This window comes from Streptomyces sp. NPDC005402 (genome assembly GCF_040606575.1).
Classification (GTDB): domain Bacteria; phylum Actinomycetota; class Actinomycetes; order Streptomycetales; family Streptomycetaceae; genus Streptomyces.
This window is the reverse complement of the sequence record NZ_JBEXFB010000020.1, coordinates 93,524-115,673: the sequence shown is the minus strand read 5'-3', so window position 1 is coordinate 115,673 and position 22,150 is coordinate 93,524. Positions and strand designations below refer to the sequence as shown.

Here is a 22,150-nt window from a genome sequence, read left to right as displayed (position 1 = left end):
GGTCCATGCTCGACGTACGTGGCCTGAAGAAGGTCTACGAGGGATCGGGACGCCGTGTGGAGGCGGTCCGTGATCTCACGTTCACCGTCGAGGCGGGCGAACTCGTCTGTCTCGTCGGCCCGTCGGGCTGCGGCAAGACGACCCTGCTGAAGTGCATCGGCGGCCTGCTCACGCCGACGGACGGCGAAGTCCACCTGGCGGGGCGGAAGGTCAGCGGTCCCCCGCCCGGGATGGCTTTCGTGTTCCAGGAGTACGGCCGCAGTCTCTTCCCCTGGATGCGCGTCGCCGACAACATCGAGCTCCCCCTGAAGCAGAAGAACCTGACCACGTCACGACGCCGCGAACTGGTCGCCGACGCACTGGAGTCCGTGGACCTCTCGGAGGCCGCCGGGGCCTATCCCTGGCAGCTGTCCGGCGGTATGCAGCAGCGGGTCGCGATCGCCCGTGCCCTCGCGTACGAGCCCGAGGTCCTGCTGATGGACGAGCCGTTCGCGGCCGTGGACGCACAGACCCGGGCCGATCTGGAGGATCTCGTACGACGGCTGTGGCGCGAGCGCGGCATCACCATCCTGTTCGTCACCCATGACATCGACGAGGCCGTGTACCTGGGAGAGCGCGTGATCGTGCTGTCCGCCTCCCCCACGGTCGTGCAGGAGCAGCTGAAGGTCGATCTGCCGGAGGAGCGGGACCAGTTGCACACACGGGTGGCCCCGCGCTTCGCCGAACTGCGCACCCATGTCTATGAGCAGATCCAGGCGGCGAAACGCGGGGTCGTGCGGGACGCTCCGGTCACGGAGTCGAATACGCCTCCACTTCACTGAACTGCCCTGCGGGCCAGCCGGTGTTGCCGCTCACCGACAGGCGCAGGTACCGCAGTCCGGTGCCGTCGGGCAGGGAGACGGTGGCCGTGTTGCCGGTCGCCGGGTCGAAGCGGTAGCCCTGGGCGCCGACGACGGTGCTGTAGGTGCTGCCGTCGGTGCTGCCCAGCACGGTGACGGTCTGGGTGCGGGCCTGCCAGGCGCTCTGGGGAGGCAGCTTCAGGACCAGCCTGCGCACGGGCTCGGCCGATCCCAGGTCCACCGTCCAGGACTGAGGGAAGGAGTTGTTGGCGGACTCCCAGTAGCTGTTCGCGTCGCCGTCGACCGCCCTGCCGGGCGTGTAGACGTCCTGGGAGCCGGTCGCGGTGGCCGGGCGGCCCTTGGCGAGGTTGCGGTTCGGGTCGGGGTCGGGGTTGCCCTGCCCGGGCTGCGGCCAGGTGGAGCAGTTCGACCAGGTGCTGGTCCAGCCGGAGTTGCCGCCGCCGTCGGTGAGGGTGAAGGTGCCGGAACTCGCCGGGTAGGGGCAGTTGTAGACGCCGGCCGCGCCGACACCCGTCGCCGTGGTGTTCCGGAAGGTCGCGGCGCCCTGGGCCTCCGCCTGCACGACGACCGTACCGGTGTTGCGAACGGTGGCGCCGTCCACGGTGACGTTGCGGACGGGGTAGCCCTGTCCGCCGCCGGACACGAACTCGAAGGCGCTGTAGGGGCTGTCGGTGATGGTCGTGTGGGTGATGTTCACGGTGGCGTTGATGGCGCTGTCGTACGAGTCGACCCGCAACGCACCCATCGGATGGTTCCAGTTGGGATTCATCGCGCCGGTGCGGACCAGGGTGTTGCCGTCGACCGTGATGGTGCCGGCCAGTGGGAAGAAGGGGTCGAGGAACTTCTGGTTGGAGATCGCGATGCCGCTGCCGAGGGCGTTGGTGTCGGAGACCAGGTTGTTCCTCACCGCGATGTCGGTGCCGCCGTAGATCGCGATGCCGTTGGCGAGGTTCGGCTGGGTGATGGTGTTGTTCTCGAAGCTGCTGTTCGTGTCGGGGGCGTAGAGCGACCACATGGCGAGCGCGTCGTCGCCCTGGTTGCGCAGGAAGTTGTTCCGGACCCGCACTCCACGGGCGTTGCCGTTGAGGTTGAGGCCGTCAGCCGTCATGTCGAGGAAGCGGTTGTTCTCCACGACGAGGTTGTCGTTGTTGCCCGTCAGCCAGAGGCCGACCTTGACGTGCTGGAGCCACATACCGGACACCGAACTCCCGGACCCCAGAGAGCCGTTGACGAAGTTGTCCGGACTGGAGTCGACGCGCTCGGTGACCTCGCCGACCACCGCGAAGTCCTTGATGTGGACGCCCCCCGAGGAGCCGGACTGGTCGATGAACCGGGAGGAGTGCACGATCGAGTGCCAGCTTCCGGCGCCCTGGAGGGTGACGTTCTGGACGCCGCTGAGGGCGGACGTCAGCCGGTAGTCACCCGGTGGGATCCAGACCACTCCCCCTTGGGCGGCCGAGATCGCGTCCCGGAAGGCCTGGGTGGAGTCGTCGCCGCCGGTCGGGTCGGCGCCCTTTGAGGTGACGGACACGGAACCGGCGGGCTGACCGTCGGCCGCCGCGACCTGCTCGAAGTCGGCGACGTCGAGGGCGACCTGGGTTCCGGTCGACTCGAAGGCCACCTTGTCGCCCGCCTGGACGTTCTGGCCGAGCAGGAGGCGGGCGTTGTCGAAGAAATGGTGGGTCCGGGCGCCGGGGATCCAACCGGTGTCGATGTAGGAGTACTTGGAGGTCACGGGGAGCGTCTTGGCGAGCCTGGTGCCGTTGACGTAGACGTTCAGCGTGCCCGACTGGCCGTCCGGGACGCTGTAGGCGACGTTCACGGCGTTGGCCGCGCGCGGCACGGTGAACTCGACGCGCTGCCCGGAGGTCAGCCGTACGGCCTGCCTCCCTGACGCCTCCGAGGCGAGCGTGCCCTGCGTGTGATCCGGGCCGATCCTCGTGCCGGTCGTGGTGGCGGACTCGGCCTCGACCGAGGTGAAGGGGAGGGTGGCGCCGGCGGCCGCGTGGGCGGTGGGTGCGGTGGCGGTGAGGAGGCCGGTGGTGAGGGCCACGGTGATGGCTGCTGACATGCTCCTGACAGAGCTGCGCATGTGCTGATCCCTTCGGGTGGGGGTCTGCGGTATCAGCGATCTGGACGATCCGGGTGATCTGCTCGGTCTCAGCCTTGTAGCCAGACCGCTGTGTCCTTCGGCAGCCGGCCCTCGGGGTCCAAGGGTCCGCTGGCGAGCAGTAGTTCGGTGTGCTCCGGCAGGTGCGCGCAGGCGTCGGCGAGATTCACCACGCACAGGACGCCTCCCGCACGGGCGAAGGCCAGGACGCCTTCGGGCGCGGGCAGCCAGGTGAGCGGGCCGTCGCCGAATTCCGGCCGGATCCGGATCGCCTCGCGGTAGAGGCTGAGCATCGACCCGGGGTCCTCGGCCTGCCGGTCGACCGCGTACGACGCCCAGTCTGCGGGCTGCGGCAGCCAGGGCTCGCCGCCGAACCCCGCATGAGGTGCCCCGGCCGTCCAAGGCAACGGCACCCGGCAGCCGTCCCGTCCGGGGTCCGTGCCGCCGGAGCGGAAGTGCATCGGGTCCTCGATGCGGTCGCGCGGGATGTCCGCCTCGGGCAGGCCGAGTTCCTCGCCCTGGTAGACGTAGACGGCTCCGGGCAGGGCAAGCGAGAGCAGCGCCGCCGCCCGGGCGCGCCGGGTGCCGAGGGCGAGGTCGGTCGGGGTGCCGAAGGCCTTGGCCGCGAAGTCGAAGCCGGTGTCCGCACGGCCGTAGCGGGTGACCGTGCGGGTGATGTCGTGGTTGCACAGCACCCAGGTGGCGGGGGCACCGACCGGGGCGTGCTCGGCGAGGGTCGTGTCGATCGAGGTGCGTAGCCGCGCGGCGTCCCAGGGGCAGGACAGGAAGGAGAAGTTGAAGGCGGTGTGCAGTTCGTCGGGGCGCAGATAGCGGGCGAAGCGCTCGGTGTCCGGGAGCCAGACCTCGCCGACGAAGACTCCGTCGTACTCGTCGGCGATCGCCCGCCAGGAGCGGTAGATGTCGTGGAGTTCGTCGCGGTCGACGAAGGGGTGCGGGTCGGGCCCGGTGGCGAGGTCGGGCAGCGCGGGGTCCTTGGCGAGCAGGGCGGCGGAGTCGATGCGGACGCCCGCCACTCCCCGCTCGAACCAGAAGCGCAGGATGTCCTCGTGCTCCTGCCGGACGGCCGGGTGGGCCCAGTTGAGGTCGGGCTGTTCCGGGGTGAACAGGTGCAGATACCAGTCGCCGTCGGGCAGCCGCGTCCACACGGGCTCGGCGGAGCCGACGAACTGCGACGGCCAGTCGTTGGGCGGGAGTTCGCCGTGCTCGCCCCGTCCGCGCCGGAAGTGGAAGAGCTCGCGTTCCGCGCTGCCGGGGCCCGCTCTCAGTGCGGCCCGGAACCAGGGGTGCTGGTCGGAGACGTGGTTGGGCACGATGTCGACGATCGTGCGGATGCCCAGTTCCCGTGCCTCCGCGATCAGCTTCTCCGCCTCGGCGAGGGTGCCGAAGGCCGGGTCGATGGCGCGGTAGTCGGCGACGTCGTAGCCGCCGTCCTTCATCGGCGAGAGGTACCAGGGGTTGAACCACAGGGCGTTGACGCCGAGTTCGGCGAGATACGGCAGCCTGGCGCGGACTCCGGCGAGGTCGCCGGTGCCGTCCCCGTCACCGTCGGCGAAGCTGCGGACGTAGACCTGGTAGATGACGGCGGAGCGCCACCAGTCCTGCTGTGCCACGGGGCCTGCCTTTCTGCGGATGGGGGTCAGCCCTTCGTGCTGCCCGCGCTGATCCCGGCGACGATGTGCCGCTGGAAGACGAGGAACAGGGCAACCATCGGGATGCTGGCGATCACCATCGCGGCGATGAGCACGGTCAGTTGGATGTTCTGCGACAGCTGGACGAGGGCCACGCTGATGGGCTGCTTGTCGGTGTCGGAGAAGACCATCAGCGGCCAGAGGAAGTCCTGCCAGACGGCGACCAGGGCGAAGATCGACACCACTCCGAGGACCGGCCGCGACATGGGCAGCACGATCGACCACAGGGTGCGCAGCTTTCCGGCCCCGTCGATCTCGGCGGCCTCCAGCACATCGCGCGGAAGCTGGTCGAAGAACCGCTTGAGCAGGTAGAGGTTGAAGGCGTTGGCGGCGGCCGGCAGCCAGATGGCGAGGGGGTCGTTGAGGAGGCCGAGGTCGGCCACGGTCAGGTACTTCGGTACGACCAGGGCCTGGGCCGGGACCATCAGCGTGGCGAGGATGCCGCCGAGGACCACCTTGCCGAAGACGGGCTTCAGCCGGGACAGGGCGTAGGCGGCGGCCGTGCACAGGACGAGCTGGAACGCCCAGGCACCGGCGGCCTGGACCACCGTGTTCCACAGGTGCTGCGGGAGCTGCATGAGGTCCCAGGCGTCGGTGTAGCCGTCGAGGTGCCAGTGCTCGGGGACGAGGGTGGGCGGGGTGCGCGTCACCTCGTCCGGCGACTTCGCCGCGCCGGTCACCATCCAGTAGACGGGGAAGAGGAAGGCGAGCGCGAAGAGCACGACGACCGTGGTGAAGACGGTCCAGTACAGGGCCCTGCCGCGCGAGCGGGCGAGCGTCGCCGGTGAGATGAGAGTCCGGGTGCTCATGCGAGATCCCCGTCTCCGGACCGGGTCAGCCGCAGATACACGGCGGAGAAGGCGCCCAGCAGCACCAGGAGCATGACGCTCAGCGCACACGCGCCCCCGAAGTCGTTGTAGAGGAACGCGTACTTATAGATCAGGTAGAGCACGGTGACCGTGGCGTTCTCCGGGCCACCGCCGGTGATCACGAAGGGCTCGGTGAACACCTGCATGGTCGCGATGATCTGAAGGAGCATCAGCATGAGGATGACGAACCTCGTCTGAGGGATCGTCACATGTCGCACGCGCTGGAGGAGGTTCGCGCCGTCCAGTTCGGCGGCCTCGTACAGCTCGCCGGGGATGGACTGGAGGGCGGCCAGGTAGATCAGGACCGTGCCGCCCATGTTGGCCCAAGTGGCCACGATCACCAGGGAGACGAGTGCGGTGTCGGCGCCGTTGGACCAGTTCGAGGTGGGCAGGTGCAGGAAGCGCAGCACCTCGTTGGCGAGGCCGGCTCCCGGGTCGTAGAACCACTTCCAGAGCAGGGCGCTGACCACCGGCGGGATCATGACGGGCAGGTAGACCACCACCCGGAAGAACGCCTTCGCGTGTCGCAACTCGTTGAGCACCAACGCCATGACGAAGGGGACCGCGAAGCCGATGAGCAGGGCAAGCAGGGTGAAGGTGAGGGTGTTGCGCCAGGCCGCCGTGAACTCCGGGTCGTGCCACACGCGGGTGAAGTTGGCGGTGCCGACCCATTCGGGCTCGGAGCCCGGCGTGTACTTCTGGAAGGCGATCACGACGGCGCGGATCGCCGGGTACCAGGAGAAGAGAGCGAAGCAGACGAGTCCGCCGAGGAGGAAGCCGTAGGCGCGGGCCTGGTCGGCGAAGCGGCGCCGCCTCCGGTCCCCTGCGGCAGGCGGCGCCTGGATCGGGGGTACGGCGATGACCTCGTGGGGTGGGCTTTCCACCGTCTTCATGCAGGTCAGCTCCGGGCCAGGATGCCGTCGATCTTGCCGGAGGCGTCCCGCAGGAGCTGGTCGATGTCGGCGTCCTTCTTGGTGAGGACGGCGGATACGGCACTGTCGAGGACGGAGTAGATCTGCTGGGCGTTCGGCGGCTCGATCTTCATCTTCAGGCTCTGGTTGCCGTCGAGGAAGGCCTGGTAGTTCTCCACGGGCACATTGGCGTTGGCCTTCTTGACCTGCTGGTCCTTGGCGTCGGCGGCGCCGGTGAACAGACGCGGTTCGGGCAGGCCCACCGGGGCGTCGGCCTTCTTGGCGCGGGCGTAGTCGCCGAGGAAGCCCGCGCCGGGCCTGAGGAACATGTGGTCGAGCCACTTCAGGCCGGCCCTGATCTGGTCGGGGCTCGCCTTCTTGTTGAACATGTAGCCGTCGCCGCCGATGAGGGTGCCCTTGCCGCCGGGCATGGGCGCCAGGGCGAGGTCCTTGTAGTTGCCGCCCTTCTCCTTGACCAGGATCGGGATGTTGTCCGGGGCGGAGAGGTACATGCCGAGTTTGCCCGAACCCATCATCTGCTGGACGTCGTTGATGACCAGGAGCTGCTTGCTGCCCATGGAGTCGTCGGTCCAGCGCATGTCGTGGAGGTTCCGCAGGACGGCGTGGCCCTCGGGGGTGTCGATCGTGGCCTTCTCGCCGTCGGCGCTCACCACGTCGCCGCCCTGGGAGTACAGCTCGGCCGTGAAGTGCCAACCGCCCTGGTTCTGGGCGCTGTAGTCGGCGTACCCGACCGTGCCATCACCGAGCGCGGCGATCTTCTTGGCGTCGGCGCGCACCTCCTCCCAGGTGGCCGGGGGTTGCTCGGGGTCGAGGCCGGCCTTCGCGAAGAGCTTCTTGTTGTAGATCAGGCCCATCGAGTAGCCGGTGCGCGGGATGCCGTAGATCTTCCCGTCGACCGTGTAGATGTCGCGGAGTTGCCGCTGGAGGGTGTCGTAGCTCTTCAACTCCTTGACGTACGGGGTGAGATCGGCGGCCTGGTTGATGTCCACGACGTGCTTGGCGTCGGTGAAGTACGTGTAGAACACGTCCTCCATCTGCCCGCCGGCGAGTTTGGCGTCGAAGGTCTTGGGGTCCTGGCAGGGGAAGGCGTCGTGCGCGACGACGTCGATGTCCGGGTGCTGCTTCTCGAAGGACGCGATGTCCTGCTCGAAGAAGCGCCGGTCGACCTTGGCGCTCTTGGGCGGCATGCAGTTGACCGTGACGCGGGTCTTGCCGCTCGCCGTGTCGTCGCCCGATCCGCAGGCGGAGACGGCCAGGGCAAGGGAACAGACACTGAGCGCGGCGACGGTACGGCGGAACCCGGTGCTTCTCATCGGTGGACCCCTCGTGGCAGGAGCGGTGGGCGCCGCACACTCAAGCACCGCCGACATCGGTCCGCAAGATGTCGCGCAGAATATGTAATTATTCGACAGAGCGGCGCCAGAGAAGGGGACCTCAGCCGCGAGGGGCTTGCGCGGTGGACCCCCGGACCACCAGCTCGGGTTCGAAGAGCAGCTCCTCGGCGGGTACGGCACTGCCGCCCACCTGTGCGTTCAGCAACTCCACGGCGGCGCGCCCCATGGCCTCGATGGGCTGGCGGACGGTGGTCAGCGGGGGCTCGGTGCAGTTCATGAGGGCGGAGTCGTCGTAACCGACGACCGACACCTGGCCCGGCACGTCGAGGCCCTTGCGGCGGGCGGCCCGGATGACACCGAGCGCCAGGGGATCGCTGGCGCAGATGAAGCCGGTGACCCCGCGGTCGATGAGCCGGGCGGCCGCCGCGTGACCGCCCTCGATGGAGAACATGGCCCGTGCGACCCGCTCGTCGGGCAGCTCACCGAGCCCCTGCGCGGCGGCCAGCTTGCGCGCCGACGGCAGGTGGTCAGCGGGACCCAGCACCAGCCCGATCCGCTCGTGCCCCAGGGAGGCGAGATGCCGCCAGGCCTGCTCGACGGCCACCGCGTCGTCGCAGGACACGCCCGGGAAGCCGAGGTCGTCGATGGACGCGTTGACCAGCACCACCGGGATGTTCCGGTCGGCGAGCCGCCGGTAGTGGTCGTGCGGCGCGTCCGCCTGGGCGTAGAGCCCGCCGGCGAACACGACACCGGAGACCTGCTGCTGGAGCAGAAGATCCACGTAGTCGGCCTCGGACACTCCGCCCTTGGTCTGTGTGCACAGCACCGGCGTGAGCCCCAGCTGGGCCAGCGCCCCGCCGATGACCTCGGCGAACGCCGGGAAGATCGGGTTCTGGAGCTCCGGCAGCACCAGCCCCACGAGCCGCGCCCGCTCGCCGCGCAACTGCGTGGGCCGCTCGTATCCGAGCACGTCCAGCGCGGACAGCACCGCCTGCCGGGTGCCCTCGGAGACCCCCGGCTTGCCGTTGAGCACCCGGCTGACCGTGGCCTCACTGACCCCGACCTTCTTGGCAACCTCAGCAAGTCGTCGCGTCATGCACGCAAGAATAGCGCAAGAATTGCAAGCGGCTTGCGTTCATGGGGACGGTACCCATCCGAGGAGGGCCCTGTCGGCGCCGGTCGAGGTGGCGGGCCGGTTCGCCGGGGCGGCCACGGCGGATGTGCACCTGCGGCACTTCGAGGTGGCCGTGATGCCGAAGCCGCACCAACTCCCGGGCCCCGCACGTCTGGTGAACGCCCGCGGCCGGCCGGGACGGGTCGGCGGGGCGCGGCTGACCCCGTGTGAAGGGGTGCTGGTGGTGGCGGAGTGAGCCGGGGGCGGGCCGCCCCGTGGAACACCCTGCTCCACGGGGGCCGAGAATCACTGACGAGGCGCCGTCGACGACCTGAACGCCGACGGTGCCCGTCAGGCCTCGGGGGCGGGCACCACCGTGAGGTGGGCCGCCGTGCGCCGCGGGCGGCGCCTGGTGGGAGCCGGGCGGAGCACCAGTGTCAGGCGCGTGTAGCCCAGGTCCCGCAGGGTGCGCGGGGTCTCGTCGACGACCCGGCAGTCGGTGGCGCCCCAGCGCGGGTCGGGGTGCACCAGGGGGCGTACGGCGCCGTCGTGCTCCACGGCCTGTTCGCCCACCGCGCGGATCCAGTGCGGCAGGCCGTGCCGGTAGGCGGCGTCCATGATCGGGTCCTGCGCGATGTCCCGGCGGATCGCCTGGAGGCCGTGGTCGTGGCCGTGCCGCTCCACCGCGGCCGCGAAGTGCGCGAGCATCGGCAGACACCACCGTGACTCGTGCTCGCCGAGGACGCTGCTCGCGTCGGGATGGAAGAGGACGAACCGGAGGAAGTTGTCACCCGGCATGGCCGTCGGATGCGGACCTACCGCACGGAAAAGTGACGCGAAAGCGGTGTTGGCGAGAACGACGTCCCAGCGGTGGTCGAGGACGACGGACGGGAAGGGGACGGCTTCCAGGAGCGTGGCGTAGTCCTGAAGGTACGCCTGGGCTTCGAGCCCCTCGGGGACGGGCCGCAGTTCCGACCGCTGCCCACCTGCCTGATATGCCATCGGGAGGTCACCCCTCTTGCCTATGCGGCCTTCACGCGGCGCCTTGATCCTGCTTCCCCGAAGCAAGTCGTGTCAACTATCGTGGCATTCCACAGCGGTTGACGGCTGAAATTGGCCACAGTTGTGGCGAGACCTGGATGTGAGTTCGAACAACGGGCTACTCTCCGGGAAGTTCACGGCGACCGCCTGTGAGAAGTCGAGTGAGAGACGTAGGAGATCTGTCGGTGTCGGATGGCTTCGAGAGCCCGGACGACGCGGCAACGGTCGTACTGTCGGCCGTCGTCGCCCGCGTCACCGCACTCGCCGGCCGGCTCGGCGTGCCGCACGCGCAGGTCTTCGACACCGGCCGTCTGTCCGTCGCCTCCGGCGTTCCCGAACCGGTGGTCAAGGCCCTGCTGAGCGGGCGCCCGGCGGGTGAACCGGACGTCCAGGCGCGGTTCCTGCAGCGGCTCGACCTGTTGCGCCGCACCCGGCTGAAGCCCAACGGGCGCAAGTACACCCAGCAGGAGATCGCCGACGGCGCCGGCATGTCGCGGCAGCAGGCGGGCGCCCTCATCAACGGCGACCGGCGTCCCACCATGGAGCACTGCGACGCCATCCAGCGGTTCTTCCGCGTGCACGCCGGGTTCCTGACGGCCGAGGACCCCGAGGCGCTCGCGGGTGCGCTCCAGCACACCGAGCAGGAGCTCCTGCACAAACTCGCCGACCGGGAGAGGGAGGCCGCCGCGGCCGCGCGCGACCCGTTGGAGCGGCTGCTGCAGGACCACGGCGTCCGCGGGATCGCATGGCGGGCCGCGCAGCTGCCCACCGACCAGCACCGTGACAAGGTCGCCGAGTGGCTGGACATGCTCCTGGAGAGCGTCAAGCGGCCCGAATCCTGATCCGGGAGAGAACTGTGGGCATCGGTAAGCACATGCGCCGCCTGAGCGGCGAGTTGGTGGCGGAGCTGGAACTCGACGCCCCGGCGCGGCCCGAGGACCTCTACGGTGCCCTGTGCGACGCGATGAGCAGACGCCGGGGCCGCCCGGTCCACTTCCGTACGGCGCCCTTCCCGGTCGGCACGGCCAGCGGGCTGTGGCTCGACATGGCCGACCAGGACCTCGTGGTGATCGAGGAACGCACCGCCCCCGACCACCAGTTGGTCATCCTCGGCCACGAGCTGTGGCACATGAACGCCGGCCACTGCTCCCACCACGTCGAGGGTGCCGCGGTCGCGGCCCGCCTCCTGCACGACGACGCCGATCTCCAGGCCACCGTGCGCAAGGTCGCCGCCCGCAGCCGCTTCGACCTCGACGAGGAGCGGGAGGCGGAGAGCTTCGGCCTGCTGCTGGCCAGCAAGTGCCGGACCTGGCTCGCGGGTTCGCCGCTGCGGGGGCCCGTGCAGCGGGACCGGCTGGCGGGGCGGATCGAGGCGTCGCTGGGGTATCTGGGGCCGCAGGGCTGAGTTTCACGAGGTCATGTCGCACTGCGCTCACTGGCCTCCCGCAACTCCCGCTCCCCACCGGGTGCCCGCGCGCCTTCCGGGCTGCCCTCCCGCAGCAGTTCTCTCCAGTGCTCCCGGCTCCAGTCGGCCGGGGCGGTGGTGGCGGTGAACTCCTCGACCAGGGAGACGAAACGCGCGGGGTCGGTGTGGAAGGGGAAGTGGCCCGCGCCCTCGAAGATCTCCAGACGGCTGCCGGGCATCGCCTCGTGCGCCCCGAAGGCGTGCCGGACGGGCACCACGCTGTCGCGGTCGCCCCACAGCAGCATGGTCGGCATGCCCTCGGTGAGATAGCAGCGGTCGAGCATGGTGACGACCTGGCCGCGCCAGTCGACGACCGCGCGCAGGGTGCGGATGAAGGCGTTGCGGGAGGTCTCGTCGGGGAGGGAGTCGACAAGGTTCAGCAGGTCCGGGGCGTCCTGGCCGAGGTCGGTGTCCAGGAGCTTCATCAGGCGGACGGCGAGGCCCACTTGGAGCCGCATGCCGGGCAGCCGCAGCGAGGACAGCATGAGGTGCGCGCCGGGCAGGGAGACCAGCCGCAGCACGGGGTTGACCTCGCGGCCCACACCGCCGGCGCTGACCAGGATGAGCCGCTCGGTGCGCTCGGGGAACTGGTAAGCGAACTGCATGGCCACTCCCCCGCCCAGCGAGTGCCCGACCAGAGTGGCCGACTCGATGCCGAGGGTGGTGAGCAGATCACGGACGCCGTTGGCGTACGCGGCCACCGAGTAGTCGGCGCGCGGCTTGTCGGAGTCGCCGTGGCCGAGCAGGTCGGGGGCGATCACGGTGTGGGTGCGGGCGAGGTCGGGAATCAGTTCGGCCCAGGTCGCCGAGGAGTCGCCGATGCCGTGGATGAGGACGAGCGGCGGTCCTTCGCCCGCCATCCGGAAGGCACGGCGGTACCCGTGCACCACGCGGTAGCGCAACTGAAGTTCTGCGTCGCTCACCGGGCGCAGCCGGACGGCGCGCACCGGGCGCCGGCGCGGGTCGTCGACCACGTGCTCGCCCTCCCGTTCTCCTGGCCGCGGCGAGGCGGCCGAAAGCCCTTCCTCCCAGCGTAGGACTGCTTTCCGCACAGTGGTTTCGGGGAGGTTTCGCCTCCGCTAAGCGGGCGAAGGACCGGGCGCGGAAGCCGGATTGTCAGTGGTGGGCGGCAAGCTGGAGACGCACGCCCGTGTGCGTGCGACCGACGCGCCCCGTCCGGGGGTGCGGCCGACGCCGACTTGGGGAGAGCCGCCGATGCCCACCGCCGTACTGACCGACCGTGAGCGCACCGCCGTCCAGGCGTATCTGCGGCTGCTGCACACGGTCCGGGCCGCCTTCGACACCGCGGCCGGCCCGCCCGACACCGCCCGACCACCGGTCGTCCCGCCGGTGGTCCTCGCCGAGGCCGAACAGGCCCTGGCGGACGCCGGACTCGCGGGCAACGAGGAGGAGTTCTTCAGGCTGCTGCACAGCTGGTGCCCGCCGGAGGTCTAGGCGAGACGGGTGACCGTGCCGTGGGTTCGGGTGTGCGGCACGGTCACCGAGGTCGCCACCAGGCCGTCCCGGACCGTCCAGCGGCCCTCGAAGACACCGCGCCGCTCACCGCCCACCAGCGGGCCGGGGACGAGGAGTTCGACGCGCAGAGTGCCGCTGAAGGGCTGTTGGGGGTCGACGCGGATGTCTATGTCGGCCTCGCTGAAGTCCAGCCACCTGCCGGTGAGCGGGAACCACGCCTTGTAGACGGACTCCTTGGCGCTGAACAGCAGCCGGTCCCCGTGGACCGCGGGGTACGCCTCGGCGAGTTGCCGCAGCCTGGCGCGCTCGCCCGGCAGGGAGACGCTCTCCAGCACGCCCTCCGGGAGCGGTCCGTGGGGTTCGGCGTCGATCCCGAGGGAGGCGAGATCGACGGCACGGACCAGGGCGGCGGCGCAGTAGCCGTCGCAGTGGGTCATGCTGCCGGTGAGTCCGGCCGGCCACCGCGGGGCGCCGCGTTCCCCGGGCAGGAGCGGCTGGGGCGGCACACCGAGCTTCTCCATGGCCCGGCGGGCGCAGGCCCGCACGACGGCGAACTCACGGCGGCGCTTGGGGACGGCGGGCGCGACGAGCGCGGCCTCCTCGGGATACAGCGCACCGATCTCCGGCTCGTCGTAACCGTGGACCTCGACGGCCACCACCGAGTCCGGCAGGAGTTCCTCGATCACAGCGCGCCGACCTCCCCGGGCACGATCCGGCGCAGCCGTCCCGGCGGCTCCGGCCGCTTGCGCCACTCCCGCGGGTAGCCCACCGACACCTCCTCGAAGCGGACGCCCTCGTGCCAGGTGGTCCGCGGGATGTGCAGATGGCCGTAGACCATGGTCTCGACGCGGAACCTGCGGTGCCAGTCGGCGGTCAGTGCGGTGCCGCACCACATGGCGAACTCGGGGTACCACAGGACGTCCGTCGGGTGCCGGTCCAGCGGGTAGTGGTTGACCAGGACGGTGGGCAGGTCGTCGGGGAGCGCGGCGAGTCTGCGCTCGGTCTCGGCGACCCGGGCCCGGCACCAGGCCTCGCGGGACGGGTAGGGGTCGGGGTGCAGCAGGAACTCGTCGTTGCAGACGACGCCGGTGCCGTGCGCGTACTCCAGGCCCTGCTCCTTGGTGGTGCAGCCGGGGGGCAGGAAGGAGTAGTCGTACAGCAGGAACAGCGGGGCGACGGCGACGGGGCCGCCGGGGCCGTCCCAGACCGGGTAGGGGTCCTCGGGGGTGAGCACACCGAGTTCCCGGCACATCTCGACGAGGCGCTCGTAGCGAGCGACCCCGCGCAGGGTGACGGTGTCCTTCGGGTGGGTCCACAGTTCGTGGTTGCCGGGGGCCCAGACGACCTTGCGGAAGCGCCCGGCGAAGGTCTCCAGGGCCCAGCGCACGTCGGCGACGGTCTCGGCGACGTCACCGGCCACCAGGAGCCAGTCGTCGTCGGTGCCGGGACGCATCCGCTCGACGAGCGAGCGGTTCTCGGGATAGCCGATGTGCAGGTCGCTGACGGCCAGAAGCTGTGCCGTGCCACCGGCCGTAGACGTCACCTCTCGCCCCCTCCGCGCACCCGGGTGGGACCACCAGAACACATTTGGTTTCCCGGTACAAGTGTGGACCGGGGCGGCGGAGCTTCATGATCGGGAATTCCGTAACACGGGCGTTGCACGCCTGGCCCCCGGAAAGCCGTATGATCGCCCCAACACCACCGCATGAACATCCCTTCACCAGGGGCGGTTTGGTGTCCCTCCAATCACCCTGCCCGGGCACGGGCCCGCTTCGCCGTGCCCGAAAACCCCGAAAGGCGGCCTGAATGCTTTCTCGCGTACGCGTCTGGCTCAACCGCACGTACGCGGAGAACGTGTTCTTCATGGATCAGCTGCGGCGAAATCCCATCGACAGAGCCGTCGAGATCCACGCGACGCACGGCGACCCCGACTCGCCCGTCCTGGCCGCCGCCGACACCGCCGAACTGGAGCCGGAGGGGCTGTCCCCGGCCGCCTACGTCGAGTTCGCCCTCGACCAGTGCCAGCGGCGTGGCATCGACGTGTTCGTGCCCCGGCTGCACCAGGCGGCGATCGTCGCCCACCGCGCCGACTTCACCTCGATCGGTACGGCGCTGCTCGCGCCGCCGCCGGAGGTTGTCGCCGTCTTCCACGACAAGGTGATCGCCTACGAGGCGGTCCAGGCCGTGGGTGTCCCGGTGCCGCCGTGGTGGCGGGTGCGGACCGCGGACGAGCTGGTCGCGGCCGTGGAGGAGCTGGAGGCCGACGGCCACAAGGCCTGCTTCAAGCCCGCGTCCGGTGCGGGCGGGGTGGGTTTCCGCGTCATCACGCGCGCACCCTTCTCCCTCGCGCAGCTCAACGGGTTCCCCAGCCCCTACGTCTCGCTCGACACGGTCGTCGAGGCGCTGGAGCGGGCCGACGAGCAGGTGGACTGGCTGGTCATGCCGCGCCTGGAGCAGCCGGAGGTGTCGGTGGACACGCTCACCGGGACCGACAACCGGGTGCGGCTCGCGATCGGCCGCACGAAGAACGGACGGCGTCGCGGGTTCACCCAGCACGAGCAGTGGCTGGAGCCGGCGCGGCTGATCGCCGAGGGGTTCGGGCTGCACTATTTGTCCAACATCCAGTTCCGGATGTTCGGTGACCGGCCGGTGCTCATGGACGTCAACACGCGGCCCGCGGGCGGCCTGCACCAGCTGTCCCTGTGCGGGGTCAACGTGCCTTGGGCAGCGGTGCAGTTGGCGCTCGGGGAGGACCCCGGGGTGATCGAACCGCCGTTCCTGGGACAGGACTACACCGTCGTGTCGGGAGCGCGTCCGCTGCGGCCGGTCTCGGTTCCGGCCCAGCGCATGGAGGCGGCAGAACCCCTGCTGCCTGCGGTGCCGGCACCGGTGCCGATGGTGGATGAGGTCGGCTCCGTCGGGACTACGGCTTCCGCCCTGCCGCTTTAGGTCGTCTGCCGGGTGCGGGGCATCTGTGGCTTGTCGCGCAGTTCCCCGCGCCCCTCAAAGCAACTCCCCTCACCGGTATGGACCAATTCGGCGTCAGGCCTTGACACTCCGATTGGTCCATACCAACTTGGTTGCGCACTCCCTGCACCACCTCTCTGCACTCCCGAACACCCCCATATCTTCAGGGAGATCGCGTGCGCAACCCACTCAGACGTCCCAGACTCGTCGCTCTCCTCGGCTCCGCCGCACTGGCTCTCGCCGGGGCCGTCGCGCTTCCCGGCACCGCCCAGGCAGCCAACGTCCTGCCCAACCCCGGCTTCGAATCCGGCGGCCTCTCCCCCTGGACCTGTACCGGCAACCTCGGTTCCGTCGTCTCCCCTCCCGTGCACGGCGGCACCAAGGCCCTTCAGGGCGCGGTGAGTTCGAGCGACAACGCCCAGTGCAGCCAGACCGTCGCCGTCCAGCCGAACACGACCTACCGTCTCAGCGGCTGGGTACGCGGCTCCTACGTCTACCTCGGCGTGAACGGCGGCGCCTCCACGTGGACGAGCTCCCCCACCGCGTACAGCCAGCTCACCACCAGCTTCACCACCGGCGCCTCGCAGACCAGCGCCACCGTCTACGTCCACGGCTGGTACGCCCAGGGCACCTACTACGCCGACGACATCAGCCTCGACGGGCCCGGCGGCGGAGGCTCGGACACCCAGGCGCCGAGCGCGCCGACCGCGCTGGCCTCCACGGGCAAGACGTCGTCCAGCGTGTCGCTGAAGTGGAACGCCTCCACGGACAACGTGGGTGTCACCGCCTACGACGTCTACAGCGGCTCCAACAACGTCCTCGCCGTCTCCGGAACGTCCGCCACCGTCAGCGGGCTGTCGCCCAGCACGTCGTACACCTTCACCGTGAAGGCGCGCGACGCGGCCGGCAACACCTCGGGCGCCTCCAACTCCGTGAGCGTGACGACCGACGCGGGCGGCGGGGGCGGCACCGGCTTCAAGCAGGCCGCGCCCTATCTGTACGAGGGCTGGGGTGATCCGCCGAGCCCGAGCACGGTGATGAGCGCGACCGGCGTCAAGTGGTTCACGATGGCCTTCGTGCTGGACTCCGGCGGCTGCAACCCCGCGTGGGACGGCACGCGGCCGCTGACCGGCGGTGTCGACCAGACCGCCATCAACCAGATCCGTGCCGCCGGTGGTGACATCGTGCCCTCGTTCGGCGGCTGGCAGGGCAGCAAGCTCGGCGCCAACTGCTCCTCGGCGAGCGCACTCGCGGCCGCCCTCCAGAAGGTGATCGACGCCTACTCGCTCAAGGCGATCGACATGGACATCGAGAACACCGACGAGTTCGAGAACGAGGCCGTGCAGGCGAGGATCCTGACCGCCCTGAAGACGGTCAAGGCCAACAACCCCGGCCTGAAGACGATCGTCACCTTCGGCACCTCGACGACCGGCCCGACCTACTACGGCAACCGGCTCATCGAGCAGGCACAGGCGCTGGGCGCGAACATCGACGTCTTCACCATCATGCCGTTCGACTTCGGCGGCGGCTCCGACATGTACGGCAACACCGTGAACGCCGCGGAGGGGCTGAAGGCCAAGCTGAAGTCCACCTTCGGCTGGGACGACGCCACCGCGTACTCCCACATCGGCATCTCCGGCATGAACGGTCTCTCCGACCAGCAGGAGAACACGACCCCGGCGATCTGGACCCAGATCCGTGACTGGGCGAACTCCCGTCACCTCGCCCGGCTCGCCTTCTGGTCGGTCAACCGCGACCGGCCGTGCCCGGGCGGCGGAGTCGTCAGCAACTGCTCCGGCATCAGCCAGAGCAACTGGCAGTTCACCTCGATCACGGCCGGATTCACCGGCTGAGCGAGCGGTGCCTGCCGGCCGACGGGCCGGCAGGCACCGCCACGGCATCAGAACCGGCCCGCGCCGCGGTACAGCTCCAGCTCGCCGTCCAGCTCGACCTTGAGCACCGTGGCGTACGGATCGAGGTCCGTCGCGGCCGGCGGGTCGATCCACACGATGCCCACGGCGTCATGGAGCCCGCCCACCTTCCGGTGGCCGAGTTCCGTGCCGGAGCCGAGGACGGTGACCTTGCGGACCGGGGTGACCAGTCCTCGCAGCCCGATCTCGGCGCGCGGTGCGTCGAAGAGCACGAGGTAGAGCGTCCGGCCGTCCGCGGAGAGCGTGCTGGGCCCGTAGTGGTGCCCGGCGGGCAGCCCGCGCACGGTCCCGTACACGGCCTCGGAGTGCCGGCGGATCCACTCCCCCAGCCCCTCCAGCCGCTCGACCTGGGGTTCCGGGATGGTCCCGTCCTCCCTCGGGCCGACGTCAAGGAGCAGGTTGCCGCCCCCGCCTATGGTCTCGGTGAAGTAGCGGATCAGCTGGGCGAGCGACTTGTGGTGGTGGTCCCGGTGCTGGTAGCCCCACGAGTCGTTGATCGTCAGGCACAACTCCCAGGGCCCGGCGGGCGGTTCGATGGGAGCGCCCTGTTCGGGGGTGGCGTAGTCGCCCTCACCGAGCATGCGCGCGTTGAAGACGACGTCCGGCACGTACGACCGTATGAGCGCGGCGAGTTCGGGGATGCGCCACTGCTCCTCGCTGCGCTCCCACTCGCCGTCGAACCACATCAGGTCGGGCCGGTAGCGGGAGGCGAGCTCCCGGATCTGACCGTCCCGGTAGGCGATGAACCGCTCCCAGGCCGCCAGGTCCTCGTCCTCGGCGGCGACCTCGGAGTAGCGGTTGTCCTCCTGCTCCGGCGGGCGGCCCGGCTTGCGCGTGGAGGCGTAGTCGGGGTGGTTCCAGTCGGAGTGCGAGTAGTAGAAGCCGACCTTCAGGCCCTTCTCGCGCAGGGCCTCGGCGTACGGGCCGAGGTAGTCCCTGCCGAGGTTGAGGTCGCCGAACTCCGTGTCCCACAGGGCCACTCCGTCGTGGTGACGGCTCGTCAGCACCGCGTACTTCGCGCCCGCCCGGGCGAACAGGTCGGCCCAGGCGCGCGGGTCGTACCTCGCCCCCGTGAAGCGCTCCAGCTGGGACATGTACTGGTCGTGCGGGACGATGCCGTCGTAGAAGGACCAGGACTCCTGGACGCCGTCCACGGCGTAGATGCCCCAGTGGATGAAGATCCCCAACTTGGCGTCGGTGAACCAGGGTTGCATCGGCACGGATCAGCCCCTCCGCAGCCGGAGGGTCAGCACCTGGAACGGACGCAGCGAGACCTGCACCCCGCCGTCGGCGATCTCGGCCCTCTCGTCCTCAAGGGGGCGCTCCAGCAGGTCGGTGACCTGGACGTCGGCCAGCGGGAAGCCGGTGCGCAGCACACCCTGGGCGCGGCCGCCGCCCGACTCGTAGAGACGGACCACGACGTCACCTGAGCCGTCGTCGGCGAGCTTGACCGCCTCGACGGTCACGCCCCGGCCGTCGACCGAGACGACCGGCTCGGGGGCACCGGCCGCGTCCGCCACCCGCAGCGGGAGGTTGAGGGAGTAGCCCTCGGCGACGGTGTCCTCGATGCTCGCGCCGGGCAGCAGCGAGTAGGTGAAGCGGTGCCTGCCCTGGTCGGCCTCCGGGTCCGGGATGCGCGGGGCGCGGACCAGGCTGAGCCGGACCGTGGTCGTCGTACCGCCGTCCTCACGGACCGTACGGGAGACGTCGTGGCCGTAGGTGGAGTCGTTCAGCACGGCGACGCCGTAGCCGGGTTCGCCGACGTGCACCCAGCGGTGTCCGGAGACCTCGAAACGGGCCGCCTCCCAGCTGGTGTTGGTGTGGGTGGGGCGCTGGACGTGGCCGAACTGGATCTCCGCGGAGGAGTGCGCGGCCCGGACGTCCACCGGGAAGGCGGCCTTGAGGATCTTCTCGGCCTCGTGCCAGTCGATGTCGGTCTCGAAGTCGATTCGAGGGCTGTCGGCGCGCAGGGTGATGGTCTGGGTGATCGTCGAGCCCTTGCCGAAGGACCGCGTCACGCGGATCGCACCGAGCAGCGGGTCCTCGGAGACGACCTCGACCGAGGTGGGCTCCAGGAGGTCCGTGTACCGGTTGTTGTAGTGCTTGTCGATGTCCCAGGCGTCCCAGTAGTTCGGGAGGTCGGTGTGCAGGCGGAGCAGGTTGCCCTTGTCGCCCAGGACTTCGCGCTGAGCCCGCAGGTCGTACACGGACGACAGCGTGCCGTCCTCCGCCACCTCCACGCGCACCAGGCCGTTGTCGAGGACCCGGCCCTCGGCCTTCACGGGCCGGGTGGGCTCGGCGCCGGTCAGCGGCGCGCTGCCGTTCGCGGGCACCTCGACGAACGCCAGGGCCCCCTCGGACGTGCGGACCACCTCGGCCCGGTCGTACGGGCCGGCGTTGAGGACCCGGGTGCCACCGGCGCCCAGCGCGGCCACCGCCTCTGCGGTCAGCACCTCCAACTCCTCGGCCACACGGGCGTATTCGGCCTCCGCCTCGCGGTGCACCCAGGCGATGGAGGAGCCCGGCAGGATGTCGTGGAACTGGTGCAGCAGGACCGTCTTCCACAGCCGGTCGAGCTTGTCGTACGGGTAGGAGTAGCCCGGCGCGTGCAGCGCGGCCGTCGTCGCCCACAGCTCGGCCTCGCGGAGCCTGTGCTCGGAGCGGCGGTTGCCCTGCTTGGTGCGGGCCTGGGAGGTGTAGGTGGCGCGGTGCAGCTCCAGGTAGAGCTCGCCGACCCAGACCGGGGCGTCCGGGTACTCCTCGCGGGCCTGGGCGAAGAAGTCGTCCGGGTGCTCTACGACGACCTTGGGCGAGCCCTCCAGGTCGGCGAGGCGCCGGGCCCGCTCCATGATCTCGCGGGTGGGGCCGCCACCGCCGTCGCCCCAGCCGAAGGGGGCCAGCGAGCGCGTACCGCCGCCCTTCTCGTTGTAGTTGCGGACCGCGCGGTCCATCTCCTCGCCGCTGAAGCGGGCGTTGTAGGTGTCGACGGGCGGGAAGTGGGTGAAGATGCGGGTGCCGTCGATGCCCTCCCACCAGAAGGTGTGGTGGGGGAACTTGTTGGTCTGGTTCCAGGAGATCTTCTGGGTGAGGAACCAGTCGTTGCCGGCCAGCTTGGCGAGCTGCGGGTAGGCGGCGGTGTAGCCGAAGGAGTCCGGCAGCCAGACACCCTTGGTCTCGACGCCGAAGTGCTCGATGAAGAACCGCTTGCCGTGGATGAGCTGGCGGGCGATGGCCTCGCCGCCGGGCAGGTTGCCGTCAGCCTCGACCCACATGCCGCCGACCGGCGCCCACTGGCCCCTCTTCACGGACTCCTGGATGCGGGCCCACACGTGCGGGTAGTTGTCGCGCACCCACTCGTACTGCTGGGCCTGGGAGCAGGCGAAGATGAAGTCGTCGTACTCGTCGGCGAGCGCGGTGACGTTGGAGAAGGTGCGGGACGTCTTGCGCTTGGTCTCGCGGATGGGCCAGAGCCAGGCGGAGTCGATGTGCGCGTGGCCGACGCCGGAGATGGTGTGCGCGCTCGCGTGGGCGGGCTTGGCCAGCACGGGCGCGAGGACCTCGCGGACGGCCGCGGCGCTGCCGGAGACGTCGTCCAGGTCGAGGGTGTCCATGGCACGGTCCAGTGCGTGCAGGATCTCGTGGCGGCGGGGCTCGTGCTCGGCGAGGTGCACCATGAGCTCGCGCAGCACCTGGAGGTCCAGGTCGAGGTGGAAGACCTCCTCGTCGAGGACGGCGAGGTCGGCGCGCTGGAAGGTGTAGAGGGGCGCGGAGCCGGCCGTGAGCTTGTCGCCCATCGGCGTGACCTTGGAGAAGTTGTCCTTGAGGATGTCCGGGTTGGAGGCGGCTTCGACCAGGTAGTCGATCTGCTCGCCGCCGTTCGCCGGGTTGGCGACGGGGACGTACTGGTTGAGCGGGTTCACGGCTTTCAGGGGGCGGCCGTCGGCCAGGTGGACCAGGGCCTCGGCCTGGTTGCCGGGCCAGTCGCCGACGAAGCCGAGGTCGATGACGGCCTCGACGCGCTTTCCGGCCCACTCGGCGGGTACCTGGCCGCGCATCCGGAACCAGGTGGTGCCCCAGGGCGGGCCCCACGGGCTGTCCATCGCGAAGGGCGTGTAGCGGGCGGCCGCGGCCTCCTCGAAGGAGACCGGCTCGCCCGGCGCCTGCCAGGCCTCGACCTCGAAGGGGACGGTGGCCGCGTAGATCGCGGGCTTGATGCGCTGGTCGTGGGCGCGCTGGACGCGCTCCTCGATGCGGCGGCGTTCGTCGTGCATGAAGGGTCTCCAGGGAGGGAGAGGGCGAGCTGGTGGGACCGGGGAGCGAGGGGAAAGCGCTTTCCAAAGTC

Annotated in this window: 18 protein-coding genes and 1 pseudogene; 7 read left to right on the top strand and 12 right to left on the bottom strand. The window is 70.1% G+C overall.

The genetic code is table 11. The annotated features are described in order from the left end of the window. The first annotated feature begins 5 nt into the window (after nucleotides 1–5). The gene (locus ABZT02_RS32690) at nucleotides 6–821 is read left to right on the top strand and encodes an ABC transporter ATP-binding protein (RefSeq protein ID WP_356023941.1); all 816 of its coding nucleotides are present in this window, start codon (nucleotides 6–8) and stop codon (nucleotides 819–821) included. Here ABZT02_RS32690 and ABZT02_RS32685 read toward each other — a convergent pair. The 6 genes from ABZT02_RS32685 to ABZT02_RS32660 all read right to left on the bottom strand — a co-directional run bounded on the left by ABZT02_RS32685 (nucleotide 790) and on the right by ABZT02_RS32660 (nucleotide 8,910). Continuing rightward, entirely contained in the window at nucleotides 790–2,931 is a 2,142-nt protein-coding gene (locus ABZT02_RS32685; RefSeq protein ID WP_356023938.1) for a discoidin domain-containing protein, read from the bottom strand. The two genes, ABZT02_RS32690 and ABZT02_RS32685, sit on opposite strands and share 32 nt — an antisense overlap. Before the next feature lie 89 nt (nucleotides 2,932–3,020). Then, nucleotides 3,021–4,601 carry an alpha-amylase family glycosyl hydrolase gene (locus ABZT02_RS32680; RefSeq protein WP_356023936.1) on the bottom strand — a complete coding sequence of 527 codons (1,581 nt, stop codon included), beginning with the start codon at nucleotides 4,599–4,601 and terminating at the stop codon, nucleotides 3,021–3,023. 26 nt (nucleotides 4,602–4,627) lie between these two features. Next, a complete protein-coding gene (locus ABZT02_RS32675) occupies nucleotides 4,628–5,488 on the bottom strand; it encodes a carbohydrate ABC transporter permease (protein WP_356023934.1) in 861 nt (286 codons plus the stop codon). Continuing rightward, nucleotides 5,485–6,441 carry a sugar ABC transporter permease gene (locus ABZT02_RS32670; protein ID WP_356023931.1) on the bottom strand — a complete coding sequence of 319 codons (957 nt, stop codon included), beginning with the start codon at nucleotides 6,439–6,441 and terminating at the stop codon, nucleotides 5,485–5,487. Before ABZT02_RS32670 ends, ABZT02_RS32675 begins: the two co-directional genes overlap by 4 nt. 5 nt (nucleotides 6,442–6,446) lie before the next feature. Then, nucleotides 6,447–7,793, bottom strand: coding sequence for an extracellular solute-binding protein (locus ABZT02_RS32665; protein ID WP_356023928.1), 1,347 nt, complete (start codon nucleotides 7,791–7,793; stop codon nucleotides 6,447–6,449). A gap of 121 nt (nucleotides 7,794–7,914) precedes the next feature. Further along, nucleotides 7,915–8,910: a LacI family DNA-binding transcriptional regulator gene (locus tag ABZT02_RS32660; protein WP_356023926.1), complete on the bottom strand. Its 996-nt coding sequence runs from the start codon at nucleotides 8,908–8,910 to the stop codon at nucleotides 7,915–7,917. A 70-nt stretch (nucleotides 8,911–8,980) separates the two neighbouring features. Between ABZT02_RS32660 and ABZT02_RS32655 the strand changes: the two are divergent. Next, nucleotides 8,981–9,184 (top strand): annotated as a pseudogene (locus ABZT02_RS32655) (hypothetical protein); the annotation flags it as partial. Between the two features lie 95 nt (nucleotides 9,185–9,279). On the opposite strand, the gene ABZT02_RS32650 reads toward ABZT02_RS32655, so the two are convergent. Next, the gene (locus ABZT02_RS32650) at nucleotides 9,280–9,930 is read right to left on the bottom strand and encodes a hypothetical protein (protein WP_356023924.1); all 651 of its coding nucleotides are present in this window, start codon (nucleotides 9,928–9,930) and stop codon (nucleotides 9,280–9,282) included. 224 nt (nucleotides 9,931–10,154) lie between these two features. Here ABZT02_RS32650 and ABZT02_RS32645 point away from each other — a divergent pair, with 224 nt between their 5' ends. Next, the gene (locus ABZT02_RS32645; protein ID WP_356023922.1) at nucleotides 10,155–10,811 is read left to right on the top strand and encodes a helix-turn-helix transcriptional regulator; all 657 of its coding nucleotides are present in this window, start codon (nucleotides 10,155–10,157) and stop codon (nucleotides 10,809–10,811) included. A gap of 32 nt (nucleotides 10,812–10,843) precedes the next feature. Then, nucleotides 10,844–11,374: a toxin-antitoxin system, toxin component gene (locus ABZT02_RS32640; protein WP_356024119.1), complete on the top strand. Its 531-nt coding sequence runs from the start codon at nucleotides 10,844–10,846 to the stop codon at nucleotides 11,372–11,374. 11 nt (nucleotides 11,375–11,385) lie between these two features. Here the strand turns inward: ABZT02_RS32640 and ABZT02_RS32635 are convergent, their stop codons facing one another. Beyond that, a complete protein-coding gene (locus ABZT02_RS32635; protein WP_356023920.1) occupies nucleotides 11,386–12,408 on the bottom strand; it encodes an alpha/beta hydrolase in 1,023 nt (340 codons plus the stop codon). Between the two features lie 241 nt (nucleotides 12,409–12,649). Here ABZT02_RS32635 and ABZT02_RS32630 point away from each other — a divergent pair, with 241 nt between their 5' ends. Further along, on the top strand, nucleotides 12,650–12,889 hold the full coding sequence (locus ABZT02_RS32630; protein WP_356023918.1) for a hypothetical protein: 240 nt from the start codon (nucleotides 12,650–12,652) through the stop codon (nucleotides 12,887–12,889). Here the strand turns inward: ABZT02_RS32630 and ABZT02_RS32625 are convergent. Both ABZT02_RS32625 and ABZT02_RS32620 read right to left on the bottom strand, forming a co-directional pair. Continuing rightward, entirely contained in the window at nucleotides 12,886–13,596 is a 711-nt protein-coding gene (locus ABZT02_RS32625) for a 4'-phosphopantetheinyl transferase superfamily protein (RefSeq protein WP_356023916.1), read from the bottom strand. The genes ABZT02_RS32630 and ABZT02_RS32625 overlap by 4 nt on opposite strands. Then, the gene (locus tag ABZT02_RS32620) at nucleotides 13,593–14,453 is read right to left on the bottom strand and encodes a metallophosphoesterase (protein ID WP_356023914.1); all 861 of its coding nucleotides are present in this window, start codon (nucleotides 14,451–14,453) and stop codon (nucleotides 13,593–13,595) included. Before ABZT02_RS32620 ends, ABZT02_RS32625 begins: the two co-directional genes overlap by 4 nt. A gap of 263 nt (nucleotides 14,454–14,716) precedes the next feature. On the opposite strand from ABZT02_RS32620, the gene ABZT02_RS32615 reads away from it, so the two are divergent. After that, a complete protein-coding gene (locus ABZT02_RS32615) occupies nucleotides 14,717–15,859 on the top strand; it encodes an ATP-grasp domain-containing protein (RefSeq protein WP_356023912.1) in 1,143 nt (380 codons plus the stop codon). Nucleotides 15,860–16,053: 194 nt separating this feature from the next. Continuing rightward, complete coding sequence (locus tag ABZT02_RS32610; RefSeq protein WP_356023910.1) at nucleotides 16,054–17,730, top strand: carbohydrate binding domain-containing protein; 1,677 nt, start codon at nucleotides 16,054–16,056, stop codon at nucleotides 17,728–17,730. A 47-nt stretch (nucleotides 17,731–17,777) separates the two neighbouring features. Here ABZT02_RS32610 and ABZT02_RS32605 read toward each other — a convergent pair whose 3' ends face one another. After that, nucleotides 17,778–19,028, bottom strand: a complete 1,251-nt coding sequence (locus ABZT02_RS32605; protein ID WP_356023908.1) for an alpha-L-fucosidase — start codon at nucleotides 19,026–19,028, stop codon at nucleotides 17,778–17,780. 3 nt (nucleotides 19,029–19,031) lie between these two features. Beyond that, the gene (locus ABZT02_RS32600) at nucleotides 19,032–22,079 is read right to left on the bottom strand and encodes a glycoside hydrolase family 38 C-terminal domain-containing protein (RefSeq protein WP_356023905.1); all 3,048 of its coding nucleotides are present in this window, start codon (nucleotides 22,077–22,079) and stop codon (nucleotides 19,032–19,034) included. Nucleotides 22,080–22,150 lie beyond the last annotated feature (71 nt).

Excerpts from the sequence above, each read along its gene's own strand:
- ABZT02_RS32650 (WP_356023924.1), bottom strand. The coding sequence starts at position 9,930 with ATGGCATATCAGGCAGGTGGGCAGCGGTCGGAACTGCGGCCCGTCCCC.
- ABZT02_RS32675 (WP_356023934.1), bottom strand. The coding sequence starts at position 5,488 with ATGAGCACCCGGACTCTCATCTCACCGGCGACGCTCGCCCGCTCGCGC.
- ABZT02_RS32640 (WP_356024119.1), top strand. The coding sequence starts at position 10,844 with ATGCGCCGCCTGAGCGGCGAGTTGGTGGCGGAGCTGGAACTCGACGCC.
- ABZT02_RS32600 (WP_356023905.1), bottom strand. The coding sequence starts at position 22,079 with ATGCACGACGAACGCCGCCGCATCGAGGAGCGCGTCCAGCGCGCCCAC.
- ABZT02_RS32690 (WP_356023941.1), top strand. The coding sequence starts at position 6 with ATGCTCGACGTACGTGGCCTGAAGAAGGTCTACGAGGGATCGGGACGC.
- ABZT02_RS32660 (WP_356023926.1), bottom strand. The coding sequence starts at position 8,910 with ATGACGCGACGACTTGCTGAGGTTGCCAAGAAGGTCGGGGTCAGTGAG.
- ABZT02_RS32685 (WP_356023938.1), bottom strand. The coding sequence starts at position 2,931 with ATGTCAGCAGCCATCACCGTGGCCCTCACCACCGGCCTCCTCACCGCC.
- ABZT02_RS32670 (WP_356023931.1), bottom strand. The coding sequence starts at position 6,441 with ATGAAGACGGTGGAAAGCCCACCCCACGAGGTCATCGCCGTACCCCCG.
- ABZT02_RS32630 (WP_356023918.1), top strand. The coding sequence starts at position 12,650 with ATGCCCACCGCCGTACTGACCGACCGTGAGCGCACCGCCGTCCAGGCG.
- ABZT02_RS32665 (WP_356023928.1), bottom strand. The coding sequence starts at position 7,793 with ATGAGAAGCACCGGGTTCCGCCGTACCGTCGCCGCGCTCAGTGTCTGT.
- ABZT02_RS32615 (WP_356023912.1), top strand. The coding sequence starts at position 14,717 with ATGCTTTCTCGCGTACGCGTCTGGCTCAACCGCACGTACGCGGAGAAC.